At 66.3% G+C, this 19,340-nt stretch carries 18 protein-coding genes and 1 pseudogene; 10 read left to right on the forward strand and 9 right to left on the reverse strand.

Going from position 1 to position 19,340, the window contains the following annotated elements; translation table 11 throughout:
- Positions 1 to 41 precede the first annotated feature (41 nt).
- The 10 genes from QMZ25_RS16625 to QMZ25_RS16670 all read left to right on the forward strand — a co-directional run bounded on the left by QMZ25_RS16625 (position 42) and on the right by QMZ25_RS16670 (position 10,629).
- A complete protein-coding gene (locus tag QMZ25_RS16625; RefSeq protein WP_283219966.1) occupies positions 42 to 2,573 on the forward strand; it encodes a TcfC E-set like domain-containing protein in 2,532 nt (843 codons plus the stop codon).
- A complete protein-coding gene (locus tag QMZ25_RS16630) occupies positions 2,570 to 3,793 on the forward strand; it encodes a hypothetical protein (RefSeq protein WP_279941454.1) in 1,224 nt (407 codons plus the stop codon). The genes QMZ25_RS16625 and QMZ25_RS16630 overlap by 4 nt, the downstream gene beginning before the upstream one ends.
- 81 nt (positions 3,794 to 3,874) lie before the next feature.
- The gene (locus QMZ25_RS16635; RefSeq protein ID WP_283219967.1) at positions 3,875 to 4,471 is read left to right on the forward strand and encodes an NADPH-dependent FMN reductase; all 597 of its coding nucleotides are present in this window, start codon (positions 3,875 to 3,877) and stop codon (positions 4,469 to 4,471) included.
- Positions 4,472 to 4,482: 11 nt separating this feature from the next.
- Complete coding sequence (locus QMZ25_RS16640) at positions 4,483 to 5,166, forward strand: hypothetical protein (RefSeq protein ID WP_053515858.1); 684 nt, start codon at positions 4,483 to 4,485, stop codon at positions 5,164 to 5,166.
- 19 nt (positions 5,167 to 5,185) lie between these two features.
- Positions 5,186 to 6,136 carry a lytic murein transglycosylase gene (locus tag QMZ25_RS16645; protein ID WP_283219968.1) on the forward strand — a complete coding sequence of 317 codons (951 nt, stop codon included), beginning with the start codon at positions 5,186 to 5,188 and terminating at the stop codon, positions 6,134 to 6,136.
- Positions 6,137 to 6,226: 90 nt separating this feature from the next.
- Positions 6,227 to 6,817 carry a serine hydrolase domain-containing protein gene (locus QMZ25_RS16650; protein ID WP_283219969.1) on the forward strand — a complete coding sequence of 197 codons (591 nt, stop codon included), beginning with the start codon at positions 6,227 to 6,229 and terminating at the stop codon, positions 6,815 to 6,817.
- Positions 6,814 to 7,515, forward strand: a complete 702-nt coding sequence (locus QMZ25_RS16655) for a hypothetical protein (protein ID WP_283219970.1) — start codon at positions 6,814 to 6,816, stop codon at positions 7,513 to 7,515. The genes QMZ25_RS16650 and QMZ25_RS16655 overlap by 4 nt, the downstream gene beginning before the upstream one ends.
- Before the next feature lie 152 nt (positions 7,516 to 7,667).
- Positions 7,668 to 8,615 (forward strand): alpha/beta hydrolase, encoded by a 948-nt coding sequence (locus QMZ25_RS16660; protein ID WP_283219971.1) that lies wholly within the window; start codon positions 7,668 to 7,670, stop codon positions 8,613 to 8,615.
- Positions 8,616 to 8,647: 32 nt separating this feature from the next.
- Positions 8,648 to 10,129 (forward strand): porin, encoded by a 1,482-nt coding sequence (locus tag QMZ25_RS16665; RefSeq protein ID WP_283219972.1) that lies wholly within the window; start codon positions 8,648 to 8,650, stop codon positions 10,127 to 10,129.
- 77 nt (positions 10,130 to 10,206) lie between these two features.
- A complete protein-coding gene (locus QMZ25_RS16670; protein ID WP_283219973.1) occupies positions 10,207 to 10,629 on the forward strand; it encodes an H-NS histone family protein in 423 nt (140 codons plus the stop codon).
- A gap of 79 nt (positions 10,630 to 10,708) precedes the next feature.
- Here QMZ25_RS16670 and QMZ25_RS16675 read toward each other — a convergent pair whose 3' ends face one another.
- The 9 genes and pseudogenes from QMZ25_RS16675 to QMZ25_RS16715 form a co-directional block, all read right to left on the reverse strand.
- A complete protein-coding gene (locus QMZ25_RS16675) occupies positions 10,709 to 11,086 on the reverse strand; it encodes an EF-hand domain-containing protein (protein WP_065182286.1) in 378 nt (125 codons plus the stop codon).
- Positions 11,087 to 11,119: 33 nt separating this feature from the next.
- A complete protein-coding gene (locus QMZ25_RS16680) occupies positions 11,120 to 11,500 on the reverse strand; it encodes a hypothetical protein (RefSeq protein ID WP_053515847.1) in 381 nt (126 codons plus the stop codon).
- A gap of 86 nt (positions 11,501 to 11,586) precedes the next feature.
- On the reverse strand, positions 11,587 to 13,557 hold the full coding sequence (locus QMZ25_RS16685; RefSeq protein ID WP_283219974.1) for a MacB family efflux pump subunit: 1,971 nt from the start codon (positions 13,555 to 13,557) through the stop codon (positions 11,587 to 11,589).
- Complete coding sequence (locus tag QMZ25_RS16690) at positions 13,557 to 14,780, reverse strand: efflux RND transporter periplasmic adaptor subunit (RefSeq protein WP_053515933.1); 1,224 nt, start codon at positions 14,778 to 14,780, stop codon at positions 13,557 to 13,559. Before QMZ25_RS16690 ends, QMZ25_RS16685 begins: the two co-directional genes overlap by 1 nt.
- A 131-nt stretch (positions 14,781 to 14,911) precedes the next feature.
- Positions 14,912 to 15,745: a hypothetical protein gene (locus QMZ25_RS16695; protein WP_283219975.1), complete on the reverse strand. Its 834-nt coding sequence runs from the start codon at positions 15,743 to 15,745 to the stop codon at positions 14,912 to 14,914.
- Between the two features lie 88 nt (positions 15,746 to 15,833).
- Positions 15,834 to 17,189, reverse strand: coding sequence for a HAMP domain-containing sensor histidine kinase (locus tag QMZ25_RS16700; protein ID WP_283219976.1), 1,356 nt, complete (start codon positions 17,187 to 17,189; stop codon positions 15,834 to 15,836).
- A complete protein-coding gene (locus QMZ25_RS16705) occupies positions 17,186 to 17,860 on the reverse strand; it encodes a response regulator transcription factor (RefSeq protein WP_053515840.1) in 675 nt (224 codons plus the stop codon). Before QMZ25_RS16705 ends, QMZ25_RS16700 begins: the two co-directional genes overlap by 4 nt.
- A 152-nt stretch (positions 17,861 to 18,012) precedes the next feature.
- Positions 18,013 to 19,065 carry a sialidase family protein gene (locus tag QMZ25_RS16710; RefSeq protein WP_283219977.1) on the reverse strand — a complete coding sequence of 351 codons (1,053 nt, stop codon included), beginning with the start codon at positions 19,063 to 19,065 and terminating at the stop codon, positions 18,013 to 18,015.
- A gap of 5 nt (positions 19,066 to 19,070) precedes the next feature.
- Positions 19,071 to 19,340 (reverse strand): annotated as a pseudogene (locus QMZ25_RS16715) (sodium transporter); the annotation flags it as partial.

Below are 19,340 nucleotides of genomic sequence, written 5' to 3' on the forward strand. Positions count from 1 at the left end.
GTGGGGGCGCGCGCCTCATTCTGACTCAACAAGAAGCCATCATGTCTCCGCGCACCCTCCCTCTCGCCATTACCCTCGCGCTGTTCTGCACCGCGCCTGCCGTGCTGGCTGCCGAGGGTGCGCTGGACACACTGAACCTGCTGGAACAGTCCGATGCCCTGCCGGACGACTTCCGCGATCACTTCTTCGATGTGCCGCTGGTGGTCCGGGTAGAGCGGGACGGCGAGTATCTCGGCGACGCGCGCGCCGTGCTTACCCGCGGCAACGCGGTGTCATTGCTGGAGTTCACCGATGCGCACGGCAGCACCCAGCCCCAGAGCGAGCGCGAGCGTTGGCTGGCCGTGCTGGCCTCCCCTCATGCCCTCGGCCCGTGCACGAGGCCGTGCCGCGATGGGCTCGCCGGCCTGCACTACAGCCTCGAGAGCTCCCTGCTTTCAATCGCCTCCGAGGCGGCCGGCCAAGCGTTGGCGGTGCAGCGCCACCTGTCGCTGCCCGATTCCGGCAGCAGCGGCCTGATCCTGCGCCACCAGTTGAATGCCTACGGCGGAGAGGGCCAGCGGGCTGCCGGTCGCTACGCGCTCGCCGCACAGGGCAGCGTCGGCAACTGGACACTGGACGCCAGCTACCAGGCGGACCGCAGCGGCGAGGATGATCGTCGCGTCCGCCATGTCCTGCAGTCGTTGCACGCGCAGCGTGAGTTCAAGGACCATTTCCTGCGTGCAGGATGGTTCCTCCCGAATTCCGACGGCGTTACGCGGCAGCCCCGTGGCGCAGGACGCACCCGTTTCACCACCTTCGGGGTGATGGCCGGTTCGTCCGATACGCTGCTGGTGGACAGTCGTTCGCCCAGCCTGTACCCGGTATACGTGACTGCCAACCGCGAGGGCAGCGTCGAGGTCTACCGTGACGGTAGCCTGATCTTGACCCAGGCGGTCCGTCCGGGGCTGCAGCAGGTGGAGACGCGACGTCTGCCTGGCGGCATCTATGAAGTGGAACTGCGTGTGATCGAGGACGGACGCGAGACGTCACGGACAACGTCCATCATCCACAAACCCACCCAGTGGCGCGATCCCAGCCGGCGTTGGCGCTACAGTGCCTTTGCCGGCGTGCAGGACAGCCTGCTGGACAGCTTCGATGATCCCGGCGCGGGCCGGCCTGCCGTGGGCGGCGTGGTCAACTATCTTGCGCATCCGCGTGCGGTGCTCGGTCTTGCCGTGCAATCCATCGGGAACGATCGCTCGCTTGCCGGTTCAGTCGACTGGCAGGTCAATGACTGGGCCAATGTCTACACGAACGCCTATACCTCCAACCGGACCGGAAAGGGCGTGGACCTGCAGGGCCTGCTGCGCTACCGCAATGGCAGCGTGGTCGCCTCGCATACGCGGAGCTGGCAGGTGCAGGGCGATCTCATCGAGCCTCCGCCGTTTCCCGGGTACACCAGCGCGCCCGTGCGCGAGGGCTGGTTGCGCACCTCGGCAGTCGGGGTCAATCACGGGTTCGGCCGGCATGGCCAGCTCTCGGCCCGGATCTCACACAGCCAGGGCATCAGCCGCGGCACCGGCTTCGACCTTTCATTCAGCCGTCGGCAGACGCTGTTCGGCAGTGACGCCAACTGGCGGGCTTCGGTCTTCGATCGCCCCGGCAGCATCAGCTCGGGCCTGCGACGCAATCGTGGCGTGGAGTTCACCTTGAACATCGCGCTCGGCCAGGATGGGCGGCGCTACAGTGGCAGCCTTGGCTCACGTACCGCGGCCCGGGGCGGCCGTGACGTCTACGCCAGTGCAGGCGTGCAACAGCGCTTCGCAGACAGCATCGTGCACAGTGTCGCCGGGCAGGCCACCGTGGACAGCACGGGCATCGGCCTGGGCGGCAACGCCCACTTCGAGTCGGCTGCACTGCGCGGAGATCTCCATCTGCAGCGCTCTTCGCTGGACGGTGGTGTGAGCGGGGGCGTCAATCTGGAAAGTACGCTTGCCGTGGGCGGAGGCACCCTGGCGATCGCAGGCGACGGCCAGGCCAGCATGGTTGACACCGGCATGATCATCGATGTGCGTTCGGACCTGGCCGGCGCCACGATCCGCGCGCACGACAGCCGTGGCGGCTCCCACATCCTGCGCCCCGGCCGCAATCTGCTGCCGGTGTCCGCCTACAGGCCCGGGTCGATCCAGCTCGACTTCGATGATCACCATGCGCCTGCCGCCGCGATCCAGCCGTCGGTGCTGCCCTACCACCTCAACAAGGGTGGCATCGCCTACAACCAGGTCGATGTCGTCAGAACGATCACCGTGCTGGGCCATCTGCAGGACTCGCAGGGGCGGCCGTTGGCCGGTGCGCACGTGATCAATCATGCCGGGCGCAGTGTCGCCGAGGCCGATGGCTTCTTCGCCCTGGAGATGAACAGCCGGATGCCGACGCTGGTCGTGCGTCATCCGGACATCAGCACGTGCAGTTTCGAGCTGGATGGCCGCACAACCCGCCCGCGTGGGGAGATGTGGATGGCCGGCATCCTCAGATGTCCACCTTCGGCCTTGGCCGTACAGGCTGCGGCCGGCCATGCTGGAGAAGCGCCATGATGTTCCTTGCGCACTACCGCCTTCTTCGCCGACTTGCCCTTGGCATGCTGATGCTGCTGCCCGCGCTGGCCGCGCAGGCGGGCGACGTCTACATCACGGCCGAGTTCAAGCCGGACCTGGCAAACCCCAACCAACGGGGATTCGTCAATACCACGCCGTGGAGCGGGGTCTGCGCCAATGCGCATATGGCGACCTGCATCGCCAACAACTGGTGGAGCATCGATACGACCGTCCGTGGCAGCAAGGAGGTGATCCGCAATGCGGACTACGGCCCGGATGGCTTTTATATCGCGATGCCGGCACCGCGCACCGTGACCGTCACGTCCGAGGATGGCGCCAGCAGCTTCGACCTTACCCTGCGTGTGATCGGGGCGGCGATGCGGTTCACCGACGAGGACAGGGACGGGGCGTCGAGCGGGTTCTACTCCAGCGGCGGACCGAACAACTGCTCGTATGGGGTGACAGGATCAAGTGCCTATACCGTCATGCGCATGCTCCTGCGCCGCGACGATGGACAGGGCGCCGTCGCCTGCGGCCTGCACTGGGTGAACACCAACAACTATGCCATTCCAGCACTGGATTTCGTCTATGCGCTGGAAACCCCGGCGCCGCTGGAGATGCGCAGTGGCATCTACACCGGTTCGACCCGCTTCTCGTTCGGGGGAACCGGGCAGGGCAGTGACTTCGACCTCGGGCACCGGGTATCCCTGTCCGACAGCCTGGTGAACGTGCATTTCCGCCTGGAGGTGCGCCATGCGTTCCGGTTGGATGTGGCCCCCGGCATGGATCACGCGGTGCTGGCGCCCAAAGGCGGGTGGAGCCAGTGGACCGACCATGGCATCGCACCGGCGCGGCTGCAGCAGGAAGTTCCGTTCCACATCAGCAGTTCCGGCCAGTTCAGTGTCTCGATGCAGTGCGAGCACCTGCAGGCAGACGGGCGCTGCGGGATCCGCAATACGAGCGTTGATGCCGATGACGTTCCGTTGGATGTCAGCCTGACATTGCCAGGTTTTCGTGATCGCGCGAGCGGCCGCCAGGTGGTGGATCTGCCGCTGCGGGTGAACCAGCCTCCGCCTGTATTCACCGCCGATGCCGTCATCATCGGGCGTTCGTCGACGCTTCGGTTCGCCGTGAACGGCGAGCCGGTACGGAAGATGCTGGACCACCCGGGCACCACGTATCAGGGCAGCGTCACCGTGGTGTTCGACGCAGATCCATAGCGCTGCGACGTGTGGTGTCTGGCATCATCGGCAGAGCATTCGGACGAGTGCTCTCCATCCGGTCCTTCCTGGGAACCTCTGATGCCTGACAATTCCGCCCCCCTGCGCGTACTCGCTTTCGCCGGCAGCCTGCGCCGGAACAGTTACAACCGGCACCTGATCGACGCTGCAACAGGCTCGGCGCCGGCCGGCCTGTCGCTGACCGTCCATGACAGCATCGCTGACATTCCGCTGTTCAACGAAGACCTGGAAGCAGACGCTGCGGGTGGTCCGGACGGCGTGATGCGCCTGCGTGCTGCGGTTGCTGCGGCCGACGGCGTGCTGATCGCCACGCCCGAATACAACCAGTCCCTGCCGGGCGTGTTGAAGAACACCCTGGACTGGCTGTCGCGCAACGATGCCGCGCTGGGTGAGGTGCTGTCCGGCAAGCCGGTCGCCATCATGGGCGCCACCCCGGGGCGGTGGGGCACACGGCTGGCGCAATCGCAGCTGCGCCACGCGCTGGCCGCGATGGGGGCACTCGTCATGACCTCGCCGCAGCTGTACATTGCCGAGGCGGCATCGGCACTCGACACCGTAACGAATGACTTCGATGACGCCACCCGCAAGCGGTTGCACCGCTTCCTGGAGGGGTTCCAGAGCTGGATTCACCAGTTGCGCGGGGAGCGCACGCCATGAACCACACTCGCATGAAACCGATTGGATGCCTTGCCCTTGCACTGGCCGCGATGCTGACCGGCAATGCCTGGGCCGAGTCAGACGAGAGCACCAAGCGCCCGTCGGCCGAGCAGTTGCAGCGGCTGATTGTCGACCGCTCGCCGCAGACTCGCGTCGAACGTCCTGACAGCGAGCGGATCACAGCCCGCCGCATCGACATCGTGGATGACAAGGGCGTGATCCGCATGACGCTGTCGGGGCAGACGCCGGCACCGATCATCGATGGCATCCAGTACAAGCGCGCGTTCAACGTCGCGGGCATGGTGCTGTACGACGACAAGGGCAGTGAACGCGGCGGATTCGGCACCGCTGACATCGAGGGCGGGATGGCCGTGCTGGCGCTGGATCATCCGGCCATGGATGCGATCGGCTGGCGGGTATCGCCCGATGGCGAGGTCCGGTTCTCGATCAACCAGGCGCCGCCGCCGATCCGCGATGCCGCACTGGGCAACAAGCTGGTGCCGGGGGTGCAGGTTCCGACGCGCATCCAGATGGTAGTGGGCGCCGACGGCACGCCGGCCATCGCGTTGAATGACAAGCAGGACCGGACCCGCCTGCGCCTGACCGTCACTGCCGAAGGCCATGGTGCCATCGAGTTCCTCGATGCACAGGGCAGGGTGGTGCATACGCTGGCCCCGGAAGCCGGTGCGCAGTAGACGCCGGACGCGGCGGTCGATGGCATCAGTCATCTGCAGATGGATCGCCGGTGGGCTGGCAATGGCCTTGCTGGCCACGGCCGCACAGGCGGAGACTCGGGCGCGCGCGCCCATCGTGCGAACCGATGATGTGACACGCTTCTTCGCGGTGATGGACGCCAGCGGTGGCAGGCCGGATACATTGTTGCTGCAGCGCCGCTATCTGGAGCCGGGCAGCGATGCGCTGCATCAGTTCAGCGAACTGCGTATCGGCTCGATGCAGCGGCTTGCCGATGCAATCCACCAGAAGCCGGCGCTGTATGTGAAGGCGCGCACGTGTGCTGCGGCACTGCCGGGCATCCGCAGCGGAGTGGCCCGTGCGCTGCGGAATCTCGGCGAGATCGTGCCGTCGGCCCGTTTTCCTCCGGTCACCCTCCTCGTCGGACGGGGCACCACCGGTGGCGTTACCACGCCCGACGGCGTGGTGATCGGCCTGGAGACACTCTGCAACGCGGACTGGATGCAGGCCGATGTGACGGAACGCTTCGTGCACCTGATTGCGCACGAGTATGTGCACGTGCAACAGCACGGCGCCGCTGTTGAAGTACCCGCGCCTACGCTGCTGTACCAGACGCTGCTGGAGGGCGGTGCAGAGTATGTGGGTGAACTGATCTCCGGGCAGCCCGCCAACAGCCATCTGCGGCGCTGGGCCGCAGGGCGCGAATGCGCCCTGGAACGGGAATTCGTCGCGCAGCGCGACAGCACCGACCTGTCGCGGTGGCTGTACAACGGCCCTGGCGACGACACCCGCCGCGGCGATCTGGGTTACTGGATCGGGCAGCGCATCGCGCGGGCGTACGTCAACCGCGCCGACGACAGGCAGAAGGCCATCGCCGAGCTGCTGGATGTAAGGCCCGAAACCGCAGAGGCGCTGTTCAGCGCCAGTGGTTGGACGCCGGCGTGCGTTCCCGGCAGTACCGCGGCGCGGTAGGCACGTCGTGCTGAAGCCATGACTTCAGGCACTGCAGGCGGTCTGCCTCCATCGCCACTCTGACCGCATGTCCCAGGAAGGAGCATTGCCTTGTCTGCCATCCGACACGTGGCGTCCGTATTGCTGGCGTTCGCGCTGTACTGTCCTTTCGCCGAGGCCAGGCAGTCGCCTGCCGAGGTGCTGGCGGATATCGAGCGTAACGGGCGTGCTGCCCATTCCGACGCTCTGCTGATCCAGAAGGACGGTGTTCCACTGCTGGATGTGGCCTCGACCAGCGAGCCGATTCACCTCATGTCGGCCACCAAGTCGATCATGGCGCTGGCGATCGGCCTGCTGCTCGATGACGGGAAGCTTGCGTCGCTGGACGAACCGGTCAGTGCGATCTATCCGGAATGGCGCCAGGGCCAGAAGCGGGACATCACGGTAAGGATGTTGCTGGAGCATACCTCCGGCCTGCAGAACGTTCCCAACGCGGGGGTCGAGCTGGAATCTGCGCCGGATCTCGTGCAGCTCGCGCTCGCAGCGGAAATCACGTCCGTGCCCGGCAGCGCGTTCTCCTACAACAACAAGGCCACCAATCTTCTGCCGGGCATCATTGCCCGCCTGGCCGGCCAGCCCTGGATGCCTATCTGGAGGCGCGCCTTTTCAGGCCCCTGGGGATCACGCGCTACGACTGGATGAAGGATGAAGCGGGCACGCCCTTGGGCATGGCCGGGCTCTCCCTGTCAGCCCGGGACCTGGCCGCCATTGGTCAGCTGATGCTCGATGGCGGCGTGGCCAAGGACGGAACGCGCCTGATGAGCGAACACGCGATCTCCTTGATGACCGTCGAGAGTACGCAGTCTGCGGACGTCGGATTACTGTGGTGGCGGCTGCCGGAATGGGAGCGATACACGCTGCGGAAGGATGCGCAGCGCACGCTCCGGGAGCGCGGCGTATCTGACCGGCTTCAGCATGCGCTGCTGGCGGCGGAAGGCAGTACCTTTGCCAGCAAGTCCGCGCTGATGGCGCATCTCAGCCAGCAGCTGGGCGACGATTGGCAGCCGTTGTACGCCACCGAGATCACCGGCCGCGGGCTGAAGATCGCCGATCTTTTCCAATCCCAGCGTGGTCCGGTCAGTGCCTACGCCGCCAATGGATATCTTGGCCAGCACCTGGTGGTCGTACCGGAGCAGCGCATCGTCGCGGTCCGGCTGATCCAGCGCAGGGAAAGCCATGCCTTTCCGGTCGACGATTACGCCACGTTTCCAACGGAGATCATTCGCCTGGCGAAGTCGATGCCTGCGTTGGCTGCGCCCGCCACGGGCATCGGCGGGGCGCATGACGATGTTGCAGTGCACACAGAAATACGCAGCGCAGCTAGTCCCATCCGGCTATAGGAGCCCAGCGCGGCTCGACGCACACTTCGTCCCGTTAAGGCCTACGGGAGGGGCGTGAGATGAGTCTGTACACGGCGAGACTGCGCAGGCTGGCAATGCTTGTGTTGCTGCTGAATCCCTTGCTTGCGGGTGCGGCGCCGGCGGCATCGCCTGTGCCTGCACCCGAGGTGGTTCCGCTGTGGCCGCAGGGCCACTGGCAGCAACGCGCGCGTGGCCCGGAACGGATCGGGATCGAAGGCAGCGCGAAGGGCGCGGTCTCGGGCATCAGCGATGCGCGCATGGAAATCTATCGCCCGCTGAAGCCGAACGGCTCCGCGGTGGTGATCTTCGGCGGTGGCGGCTACTTCCGGATCCAGATCGGCAGCGCCGCCAAGCCGACGGCGCAGTGGCTGCAGTCGCTGGGGGTCACGGCTGCGGTCGTCTACTACCGGCTGCCTGCCGATGGATGGGCACCTGTCTCGCCCTTCCAGGATGGCCAGCGCGCCATGCGGCTGATGCGCGCACAGGCGCCCAGCCTGGGGGTCGATCCGGAGCGCATCGGCGCGTTGGGCTTTTCCGCTGGAGGCAACCTGGCCGGGATCGTCGCCACGCGCTTCGATGCCCCGTTGTATGCGCCGGTGGATGCGGCCGACCAGCTGTCGGCGCGACCGGATTTCCTCGGCATGATCTATCCGGTCGTTTCAATGCGTGCGCCGCTGGACCAGACCCGGTCGAAGCGGGAGCTGGCGAGCCAGGACGACGCCCAGCAGGCGTATTCGGTCGAAGAACACATCCGCAAGGACATGCCGCCGGTGTTCCTGGCCCAGGCCGTGGATGACCGCATCGTGGATGTCGGCCACAGCGTGGCGATGTACCAGGCCGCGCATGCAGCGGGTATTCCGGTGGAGCTGCATCTGTTCGAGGCCGGAGGCCACAGCTGGGGGCTGGGCCGGCCCGGCACATTGGTGGCGCAGTGGCCGCGGCTCTTCGCCAACTGGGCACGCAGCCACGGCTACCTCGGGCCAGCGCCTGCGCGGCTGCCCCCGAACGGTGGCCAGGCGATGCCGGCCGCTGCACCTCAGCCCCAGCCTGCGCTGGACGACGATGGCGCGGGCGACTGAGCCGCGCACCGTACTTCATTCGGGAGAACTCCATGAATTCACTGAAGCGTGCCGCGCTCGCCGCGGCTGCCGGCGGCGGCCTGTTGCTGGCGTCACCCTCCGTGCTGGCCGCGGCCAGCGATACCGAAGCCGGGTTGCGTGCACAGGTGCAGGAGCAGGCCAGACAGCTGCGCGAACAGGCAACCCTGCTGCAGCAGCTGAGCGCACGCCTGGCTGCGCTGGAAGGGGGAACGCAGGGCGCTGCCGCAGTGCCCGGCAGCGACGCCAACGTTGACGCGCAGGTAGCCGCCGCAATCGCCGACACCCGGCAGGACGACCTGGCCATTCTGCAGGCACAGGTGGCCCAGCTTGCCGCGACCGGTGGGGGAGGCGATGGCAATGTGCGCTGGCGCAAGGGTGGCCCCGAGCTGCGCAGCGGTGATGGCCAGTTCACTTTCCATCCCCGTGGCCGCGTGCTGGTGGATTTCAGCACCACCCACGGATCCGGATTCGACGCGCGCAACGTCACCGGCACCGATCTGGCCAGCGGCCGCCTGGGTGCAGAGGGACAGATGGGACCGCTGGGCTACAAGATCGATGCGGACTTTGCTGGCAACGAGGTATCACTGAAGGACACCTACCTGTCCTGGGACACGCGGATGGGAGGGCTGCCGACAGAGATCTACGTGGGCAACAAGCTCAAGGACCGTGGTCTCGACGGTGGCACCAGTGGAGTGAACACGCCTTTCATGCAGCGCAATGCCGTGGCCTCGGTGGGCGCCCAGCAGAGCGGGTACTACGGACTGGGCGTCACCACCAAGGTGATCGGCGATGGCTGGCATGCCAGCGTCGCGGTGACCGGCGACGATATCGGCAATGACAGCACGGCCAGCGACACGATTGCGTATCTGCTGCGCGCGCACTGGAACCCGCTGCGTGGCCAGGCCGGCTTCCTGCACCTGGGCGGCTGGTACTGGTACGAGGATCTCGGCCAGGACGTCGGCAGCATCAACAAGACCTCGCCGATCGCACTGGGCTGGAACGGCAACGTGCGCGTATCGGCCAGTTCCATCGCCAACGTCACCGAAAACCGCGCCTGGGGCCTGGAACTGGGTGGGGTGTACGGCCCGGTGTGGGCCTTTGCCGAACACACCACGCGCACCATCGAGTCGCGCACGGTCGACCCGGTCGACCAGCAGGCCACATCGGTCTACGCAGGTTGGCTGATCACCGGCGAGCGTCCCGGATTCAGCAGCCGATCCGGCGTCTGGGGCACCACGCGCGTACTTCGCCCCGTGCAGGAAGGCGGCATCGGCGCCTTCGAGCTGGCGGCCCGCTATGACCGCTACGACTTTCTCGATGCCGCCCGCGGCGGCGAGGGCACGGCATGGACGCTCGGGCTGAACTGGTACCTCAACAACTGGTCCCGCCTGATGCTGAACTACGTTCACTGGAAGACCGACAACAAGGTGGGCAATGCCCAGGGGCCGGATTCCGGCAATACTGTCGGCGTACGGGCGCAGGTCTCGTTCTGAGCCCGGCCGGCGATCCGGGTGCGGCACCCGCGGAGCATCCCTTGACAGGTCACGGCGCCCCCACCACGCTGCGTGCCATGCATATCGATATCAAGGCGCTGAACGAGTGGCAGTTGAAGGCACTCATCGCGGCCGCCGAGCGGCGGCTGCAACTTCTCGCACAGCGACGTTCCGCGGCCGTCGTCAGGCGGGAGCTGGTCGCCGCTGCCGCAGAATGCGGTTATTCAATCGAGGAACTGTTCGCCGGCGCCAGCGCGGTGTCCGTGCCTGCGGGCGGCGCTTCCCGCAGGCGCCGGAAGACAGGCAAGGTCGCACCCAAATATCGCGACCCCGAGAACCGGCGGAATACCTGGACCGGTCGCGGGCGCATGCCGCGCTGGCTTGCGGACAAGACCCGGCACGGTCGCAGCGCGACCGATTTCCTGATTCCGGGCCTGGCCAGGCCGACGACGGGCAAGGATGTGGTCATCGGGCGCAGGAGTGTGTTCAAGCAGAAGTGATGGGCGGGCTGCCTCGCGCCCCCCCCAGCGCGGGTCCGGGGCCTGGATCAACATCCGGCCCCGGACCTGCCGCCCGGACTTACTTCACCGGGGCATCGGCTGTCTGTGCCGCCACCATCGCCTGCTGCATTTCAGCAAGTGACAGGTAGCCGTCGCCATTGACGTCCAGTCCCGCGAAATACTTGGCGATCTCGGGCACGATGGCAGCCTCATCCTTGCTGATCCTGCCGTCCTTGTTGCTGTCCATTGCCTTGAAGGCTGCATCGATGGAATCGGCCTGCTTGCTGAAGCGTGCGTTCTGGTACTTTGCGTACTCGAGCTTGTCGACGCGGCCATCGGCGTTGGCGTCCATTGCCGAGAACGTGGAATCGACGTAGGCCTGCCTTGGGTCGTTGCCGGCGGCATGGGCGAGGGCAGGCATCGCACACAGCGCGATCAGAAGTCCGGTCTTCTTCATGAGTCAGTTCTCCCTTGATGAGTGTTGTGTTGATCAGCGGCAGGGGTATGTGTAGCCGTCGCCGCCACGATAGGTATCCGTGCGCCGATCGTAGTTGCCGTAGCGGCTGATGCAGTAATCGGCACGCTCCCGGTTTTCGCGTTCGCGTTTGGCGGCGGCAGCGATCACTCCGGCAACCACCGCAGCGCCCACCGCACCTACCACGATGCCCTTGGCCTTGGCGTCGTCGCGGCGGTCCCGTTCCCGCTCGCGTCGTTCCCGCTCCTCGCGCTCGCGTTGCGCGTAGCCATGGCTCCACTCTCCGCGATAGCCATCACGATGCTGGGCGTGCGCGTCCCCCGCGTACGGAAGCACCACCAGCAGCTGCACGGCTGCACCCAGCAGCAGCGCCATACGTCCTGTCTTCAGAATCATTTCCCGCTCCTGTGCGGCGTTGTTTGATATCGACAGTAGACGCTGCGAACATTGCGCGAATCTGCCGTGATTTCCCGCCGTCGACGTCAACGGATCAATGCTTCGACAGGATCGAGCTGCGCAGCACGACGGGCCGGCAGGAAGCCGAAGCCCACGCCAATGGCGCTCGAGCAGGCAAATGCCGCAAGGATGGACGCAAAGGAGAACACCACGTTGAAGCCGACCCTGGCCAGTTCCATAGCCAGGCCCAGGCCAAGCGCGACCACGATGCCCAGCACACCACCCAGCAGGCACACCAGCACCGATTCGATGAGGAACTGCTGCAGGATGTCGCCGCGTCGCGCGCCGACGGCCATGCGGACACCGATTTCCCGAGTGCGCTCGGTGACCGAGACCAGCATGATGTTCATCACGCCGATGCCGCCTACTACCAGCGCAATGGCGGCAATGGAGCTGATCATCATCGTGAGGATGCCCGTGGTCTGTTCGATCGACTTGCGGATCTGCGCGTTGTTGCTCATGTAGAAGTCACGCGTGCCATGGCGCTGGCCGAGGACGCGGGTAATCGCGGCCTCGGCAGCCTGCATGCTGATCGCATCGGACACGCGCACGGTGATGCTGGAGACATGGCTCTGGCCGAGCATGCGCGCCATGACGGTTGTGTAGGGCACCCAGATGCTCAGCACCGAGCCATCGCCAACGGCGGCCGAATCCTTCTTCGTCACCCCGGCCACGCGCAGCGGAACATTGCCTGCCAGCAGTATTCTCCCGATCGGGTCTTCACCTGGCCCGAACAGGCGGTTGCGGGTATTGATGTCAATCACTGCCACCTGCTGGTAGCCGTCCACGGCGTTCCGCGTGAAGAAGCTGCCTTCGCCCAGTTCCAGCCCACGCACGCGGAAATACTGCTCGCTGACACCGTGGATCTGGAGGCTGGCCGTACGGTTGCCACGCATGGCTGTCGCGGTGGTCGCCACACCGGGTGTGGCGCTGTCGATGAAGGGTTGCCCGGCCAGGGCCACACTGTCACTCGGAGTAAGCGTCTCCACCTGCGCGGCGCGCACGTCACCGAAGCCCGCGCCGGGATAGATCTCGATGGTGTTGGTGCCCAGCGACGCGATGTTGGACAGGATCGCCTGGCGTGCACCGGTCCCCAGCGCCACTACGGATACCACCGAAGCAATGCCGATGATGATGCCAAGCATGGTGAGGAACGTGCGCATGCGATGGGCGTTCATGGCCCGCAGCGCCATCCGGAAGGCCTCTCCGAAGCGGTCGCGCACGGCCTGCAGGCCACCACCCTCCGCCTGCGCAGCCAGCGGCTGCGCAGCACCGTTCGATGACATCGCGGCGGTGCGGGTACGGCGGTCCGAAACGATGCGGCCGTCGCTGATCTCGATGATCCGCTGGGCGTGCTCGGCTACGGCAGGGTCATGGGTAACCAGAACCACGGTGTGGCCCTCCGCATGCAGTTCGCCAAGGATCTTCATCACCTCCTTGCCCGATTGCGTGTCCAGCGCACCTGTCGGCTCATCGGCGAATATCACCTCTCCGCCGTTCATCAATGCACGTGCGATGGATACGCGTTGCTGCTGGCCGCCGGAGAGCTCGCCCGGGCGGTGGTCCATGCGGTCGCCCAGGCCAAGTCGCACCAGCAGCTGTGCCGCCCGCGTGTGACGGGACGCGGTCGGCATGCCGGCATAGATCGCCGGGACCTCGACATTGCTGATCGCGGACAGCTCGTTGAGCAGGTGATAGCGCTGGAAGATGAAACCGAAGTGCTGGCGGCGCAGCGCAGCCAGTTCGCCGGCCTCCATGTCCGCTGTCTTGCGGCCGTCCACCTGGTAGGTGCCCGCCGTAGGCTGGTCGAGGCAGCCGAGAATGTTCATCAGCGTGGACTTTCCCGAGCCGGACTGGCCGATGATGGCGACCAGCTCACCGGCATGGATGTCGAGGTCGACGCCGTCCAGGACCACAAGTGTCTGCTCGCCCGCCGGGAACTCGCGGCGCAGTCCGCGCACACACAGCAGGGGGCCCGGCTGCGACTGGTCCGCCATCATGATTGCGCCGGCGGGGAGTCCGCCTTGCCTGCCGTGGCCGGCGTCGCGCCGTCAGCATCCGCCTGGCCCAGGACGACCTGCTCGCCTTCCCGCAGCCCGCTCCTCACCTCGACCCTGATCTGATCGTCCAGCCCGATGGTGATGCGGCGGGGGACCGGATGGCCACTGGCGGATGGCACCTGCACCGTGTAGCTGCCGTCTGCGCCCCGTGCACCCAGCGCCGCGGAAGGTATGGTCAGCACGTTGCGCGAGCGCCCCAGCACGATGCGGACCTGGGCGGTCATGTAGCTGCGCAGGCGACCATCGCTGTTGTCCACGTCGAACTGGCCGTTGTAGTACATCGCCGTACGGCTGGCATTGCCGGACAGGGCCGGTGAAGACAGGCTGGAGGTGTCCTCCCGGGTGATCGATTCGGGGGCCGGCGCGATGTCGCGAAGGGTGCTGGTGTAGCGCCGGCCTGCATCTCCGAGAATGGTGAAGAACGCCTCCTGGCCCAGAGCGGTACGAACGACATCGGCCTCCGAGATCTCGGCATAGACCGTCATCGTGTCCTGGTTGCCAAGGATGATGATGGTGGGGGCGCTCTGTACTGCGTTCACCGTCTGGCCCTCGCGGGCCACCACGGCCAGAACCATGCCGTCGGCCGGAGCGGTGATGCGCGTATAACCCAGGCTGGTCTGCGCACTGTCCACGTCTGTCAGGCGCTGTACGATCTCGCCGTCCAGGGCATCGATCTGTTCACGTGTTGCGTCAACATGGGCCCGCGCGGCGTCGACATCTGCCCTGGCCACCAGTTGCGCTGCGCCAAGCTGCCGCAGCCGCCGTAGCGTCAGTTCCTGCTGTGCCAGCTCTGTGGACAGCGCCTGGCGGTTGGCGCGGGCGCTGCGCTCGGCCGCCTGCGCGCTGCGCAGGGCATTGCGCTGCGTTCGTGAATCGATCTCTGCAATCAGATCACCTGCCTTTACTTTGTCGCCCAGTTTCACATGCAGCGTTTCGATGCGTCCGGAAACCTGGGCGCCTACACTGACCAGACGCGATGGCTTCAGGGTTCCAGTGGCTTCGACGACCTGTTCGATGTCGCCACGGGTGACCGCAGCGCGTTCCAGTTCCGGTGGTGCTGGCGGTGCCAGCCACATGTAGAGCAGAGCGGGGACGCAGAGCAGCGCTGCACCGCCGATCAACAGCCTGCGTCGGCGACGCGTGGAAGCAGGACGCGTCATGACGGCGACATCCATAAGCAGCAGATCATCGGGTGTCCTTGCATCGGTGATGAAGGGCGCATGGGGACATGCACCTGCGGACACCGAGTCTTGCCGCGCTGCATTGCGCGAACCTTGCGTGATCGCTGCGCTCAGGCAGCCGCAGAGATGCCGAGCAGGGCGATCGTGATGAAATGCAGCAGGCCCCCAACCACCATCAGGCCCGACCATGTCACGCCTGCCGGGGACAGGGGGTGCCGCCGCTGCAGGGCCAGCCCGCCCAGGTAGACCAGTACGCCGGCGCCTGTGACGTACTGCGCGAACGGGGCCATGTCCACGCTCAGCAGTGCGATGCAGCCCAGCATCACGGCAGTCGCCATTACCTGCAGGACAGGGTGCAGCAACAGATGACGGGGGCGGACGAACGCGGTCCGCACGGGGACGGACAGGCCGGCCAGCACACCGCCTGCGAGCAGCGTCGCCGTGTTGGCATCCGTGCTTGCGAGTGCGGCCAACGGCACCATCAATGAGACCATCGAAAGATGGGGGAAATGGCGATCCAGCAGCACCAGCGGGCCAGATACCGTGCTCTCGCCCGCGCCGCGGACAGCACGCAGTCCGTGCAGGAACGCCTGCGCCGCCACGTACAGCAGGACAGCCAGCGCGAGCCCGGAAGACCCGCGTACGCCGATGCAAATGACCAGCGCTGCGCCGGGGAGGGCGAAGAACAGCCCGCCGAACAGATGAATCAGCACCTGGCCGCGTGCGCTGTCGGGTATCACACGCAGCCAATCCGGCCAATGCTCCAGGCCCCACGTGTCGGCCTTCCGCGGGCGGCGCCTCCAGGCCGCAGCAGTCAGGGCCGGGGGGGCCTCGTGCGCACGGGAGGACGTGGCGCGTGCGTCGCCGCGTGCGGCGCTGCCGTCAGACATGTGGCTTCCTTTCGTGACCCGACATCGCGACGCATGCGCGCCGATCAAGGTCATGCTGGATAGCCAACATTGCGCCAGGGTTGCGTCAGCCCGGAACCCGGAATGGGACATCCCCAGGAATCCTCTGCGCCGTCGCAACGGGCTACAGCGGGTGACCTGACGCGAGGTTCCCGCCGGCAGGATGCGCAGGGAACTCGGCGCGGATCAGCGCACCGCCGCTTGGCGCATCGAGAATCGTGACATGGCCGCGATGGCGCTCGAGGACCTGCCGTACCAGATTCAGGCCAAGTCCTGCGCCGGTCTGGCGCGGCCGCAGGCGCTGGAAGGGCTCGAATACGCGCTCGCGCTCGGCCTCCGGTATTCCAGGGCCGTCGTCCTCCACCTCCAGGCGTGTTCCCTGTACCCGCACAGTGATGTTGCGTCCACCATGTTCCGCTGCATTCAACACCAGGTTCGTCAGGACGCGTTCGACCGCACCTGTCTCGCCCTGTATGGGATGGTGTGGTTCGACCACCACGGCGACCGTGCGCCCGGACTGGATCAGCAGCGGGGCCAGGTCGGCAACGACGCGCTTGGCCAGGCGGGCGAGGTGGATGGTTTCCAGATGCGCGACACTATCCAGCCGGTGCAGGTCCAGCAGCTGCTCCGCCAGCGTGGCCAGACGCGCGACCTCCACGGACAGGCTGCGCGAGGTGACATCGTCGGCTGCTTCGATCTTCACCCGAAGAATGGCGATCGGTGTACGCAGTTCATGTGCGGCAGCAGCGATGAAGCGCTGCTGCCGCTCGTGACCGTCATCAAGCCGGTCCAGTGCCTCGTTGACGGCTGCTACCAAGGGCGCGATCTCCACTGGCACGGCAGTTTCGGTCAGGCGGATCCCGCGCCGACTCGCCGAAATATGCTTGGCCTCCAGGGCGATCCGTTCAACCCCTGCAAGCGCCTTGCGTACGATGAACGGGGTGGCGATCAGCGTTACCAGCGCGAGCAGCACGAAGATGGGTAGAGTGAACACATGCGCCGCGATCGCCATCTGCCAGGTGAGTGAATCGGTTTCACCATGGGCCATGATGGTCAGCTTGCCGGCCGGGCCGGTGTGCCGACGGATCACAATGGCCAGTCCGTCGCCACGCTCGTGGCCGCGCAGGTCGCCGAACGGAACGCCCCGAAGCCTGCCGATCAACGACGCATAGGTCGGCGGGACGGTTCCGAAACTGACCGTCTGTCCCTGCTCATCCTCGGCGACGAACCAGGCACCTGGCGCCACTTTCAGCAGTTCGTCGAGTTCATGCGTGCGCTGTACGTAGAGCCGTCCCTGGTTGTCGCGGAGCACGGCGTTGGCGGCGATCGGGGCAAAGGTCTGCAGCGTGTAGTAGCCGCCGCTGTCCATGCGAACCAGCACCATGAGGAGTGTGAAGAATGCGATCAGCAGCGCCAACAGATGCAGGATGAGGGGCTTGATGATGAGCGGCCATTTCAGCGAGGGTTGTCGCCTGCTCACGTGCGCTCCCGCATCAGGTAGCCGACGCCACGGATCGCATGGATCTCCACCCCCGCGTCGGCGTCAGCCAGCTTCCTGCGCAGTCGTGATACGTGTGAATCGAGCGTGTTGGAATGAATGCCGTCGTCGAAGCCATACACCGCCATCTCGATGGATTCCCGCAGCACGGTACGCCCCAGCCTTCGGGTCAGCACGGTCAGCACCCGAATCTCGCGCCGGGGAAGCTCCAGGCGCTCGCCGCGGACGGTAGCCTCACCTGTCATCGGGTCGAACAGCAGATCGCCAGCGCGGATCGACTCTTCCTGGATCCCGGAGGGCCGACGGCCGACGGCGCGTATGCGCGCGAACAGTTCTTCCAGTGCAAAGGGCTTGCCGAGATAGTCGTCCGCACCCTCGTCCAGGCCCTCGACCCGATCTGGCAGGCCACCCAAGGCACTCAGCACGATGACGGGCACGAGGCAGTTGCGTGCACGCAGCAGCGGTATCAGAGCGAGACCATCCCCATCCGGAAGCGTCCGGTCCAGCAGGATCAATTCGTGTGCCCCGTGCAATGCAGCCTCCCGGGCAAGTCCGAAGGTATCTGCCAGGTCCACCACATGATGGTCCCGCTGCAGTGCGGACTTCAGGGCCGCAGCCAGTTCTGGCTCGTCTTCGACCAGCAGGATGTGCATCGGTGGCGTCCAGGAATGGGCGGGAGGCGGCCCTTCCAGAAGGCGCAAAGGGCAGGGCGCTGGCAAGGTATTACGGAAACATTGCGCCAACATGGCGTGAATGCACCGCATGTGCAGCCTTGTCCTGCCGGGTTGCCCCGCATGCGCCCCCCCTAGTAGCTCCCGAAACGGATCTGCACTGCGCCGTCCACCACGTTCACGACGCCGATCTCCGCAGGGCCGAGCTCGACCACGGCGGGCCAGGAATGGCGGAAACCCAGCGGCCATGCGGGAGGCGTCACCGTGCGCCAGCTCGATCCGCTGTCCTCGCTCCAGCTGACTTCGTTCAGGCACGAGGTCACGAACATCACCCCGCGCGTACTGGTCATGACGTGGGGGCCGCAGCGCTGGTCGGCGAGCGGCGTACCGAGGCCGGCCGGCCAGGTCCGCCCGTCCGTCGAGACCTTGTACGACACCGGGCATTGCGGGTCATCGCCGCAGGTCTCGAACACCATCAGGTAGCCACCGGCGGGGCGGCGTGCCATGACGGGCATGCCGGGCCGGAGCTGCCCACCGCCGGGCTGTTCGGCAATCGTCATCGCAGGTCCCCAGGTGCGCCCGCCATCGTTGGACAGTCGCTGTGAAACGACCTGGTTGTAGGACGGATGCTCATCGGCGCGGGTTTCATCGGCATACACCACCGACAGCGTGCCGTCGTCCAGGCGCGTCAACACCGGCTCCCACACGCCGCGGTCCTTGCGCCCGTTCGGTGCCTCGTTGCCGGCGAGGGTGCTCAGGAAGGTCCAGTGTGCTCCCAGGTCGTCGCTGGCATAGAGATGCAGCCGGTAGGAGACGCCTTCGACCAGCGAACGCATCGCCAGCAGCACACGCCCCTCCGGCAGCATCAGCAGTTCGCCGTTGTCGATCATCCGGCCGGGCTCGGCCACGTCGGACCAGGGCGCCCAGCTGCGGGCCCGGTCACTGCTGATCGAGAGCTGCAGGGTGGTCGGCTGCCCTTCATTGAAGCGCGTGGTCACTGCCAGCCAGCGGCCATCCGGCAACTGCGCCAGTCGCCCCCAGCCCGCGTTGCGGGCGGCCACGGTGGCGGTGCCGGTCCATGTGATCTCCGCTGCGTGCAGCACAGAGGCGAACCCGCTCAGGGCCAGCAGGGCCACGCAGCGCATACAACTGCGCAGAACCAATGCATGTCGGACAGTCAGGCGCATCGAGGTCACCAGTAGGTTGCGTAGAGGGCCACCAGAATCGCCAGCACCGCCAGCGAAGCGACGTTGAACGATGGGGCGGTGGCATAGCTCACATCGTCGGTGCGGATACGATCACGATCGCCACTGGCGCGGGTGCCCAGCGCGACGCCTACGCCCAGCAACAGCGTGACCAGGAACACCACACCCATGCGGTCCATGAAGGGCAGCGAGGGCCACAGCAGCTTCAGGGCCAACGACAGTACGAAGGAGCCGACCGCCGCAGCCAGCGCACCGGC

It is taken from the genome of Stenotrophomonas sp. RS-48, assembly GCF_030053245.1.
Classification (GTDB): domain Bacteria; phylum Pseudomonadota; class Gammaproteobacteria; order Xanthomonadales; family Xanthomonadaceae; genus Stenotrophomonas; species Stenotrophomonas maltophilia_P.

Bases quoted from the DNA above. Each gene is read 5' to 3' on its own strand.
- QMZ25_RS16625 (WP_283219966.1), top strand. From the start codon at position 42: ATGTCTCCGCGCACCCTCCCTCTCGCCATTACCCTCGCGCTGTTCTGC.
- QMZ25_RS16630 (WP_279941454.1), top strand. From the start codon at position 2,570: ATGATGTTCCTTGCGCACTACCGCCTTCTTCGCCGACTTGCCCTTGGC.
- QMZ25_RS16635 (WP_283219967.1), top strand. From the start codon at position 3,875: ATGCCTGACAATTCCGCCCCCCTGCGCGTACTCGCTTTCGCCGGCAGC.
- QMZ25_RS16640 (WP_053515858.1), top strand. From the start codon at position 4,483: ATGAAACCGATTGGATGCCTTGCCCTTGCACTGGCCGCGATGCTGACC.
- QMZ25_RS16645 (WP_283219968.1), top strand. From the start codon at position 5,186: ATGGCATCAGTCATCTGCAGATGGATCGCCGGTGGGCTGGCAATGGCC.
- QMZ25_RS16655 (WP_283219970.1), top strand. From the start codon at position 6,814: ATGAAGGATGAAGCGGGCACGCCCTTGGGCATGGCCGGGCTCTCCCTG.
- QMZ25_RS16665 (WP_283219972.1), top strand. From the start codon at position 8,648: ATGAATTCACTGAAGCGTGCCGCGCTCGCCGCGGCTGCCGGCGGCGGC.
- QMZ25_RS16670 (WP_283219973.1), top strand. From the start codon at position 10,207: ATGCATATCGATATCAAGGCGCTGAACGAGTGGCAGTTGAAGGCACTC.
- QMZ25_RS16675 (WP_065182286.1), bottom strand. From the start codon at position 11,086: ATGAAGAAGACCGGACTTCTGATCGCGCTGTGTGCGATGCCTGCCCTC.
- QMZ25_RS16680 (WP_053515847.1), bottom strand. From the start codon at position 11,500: ATGATTCTGAAGACAGGACGTATGGCGCTGCTGCTGGGTGCAGCCGTG.
- QMZ25_RS16685 (WP_283219974.1), bottom strand. From the start codon at position 13,557: ATGGCGGACCAGTCGCAGCCGGGCCCCCTGCTGTGTGTGCGCGGACTG.
- QMZ25_RS16690 (WP_053515933.1), bottom strand. From the start codon at position 14,780: ATGACGCGTCCTGCTTCCACGCGTCGCCGACGCAGGCTGTTGATCGGC.
- QMZ25_RS16695 (WP_283219975.1), bottom strand. From the start codon at position 15,745: ATGACCTTGATCGGCGCGCATGCGTCGCGATGTCGGGTCACGAAAGGA.
- QMZ25_RS16705 (WP_053515840.1), bottom strand. From the start codon at position 17,860: ATGCACATCCTGCTGGTCGAAGACGAGCCAGAACTGGCTGCGGCCCTG.
- QMZ25_RS16710 (WP_283219977.1), bottom strand. From the start codon at position 19,065: ATGCGCCTGACTGTCCGACATGCATTGGTTCTGCGCAGTTGTATGCGC.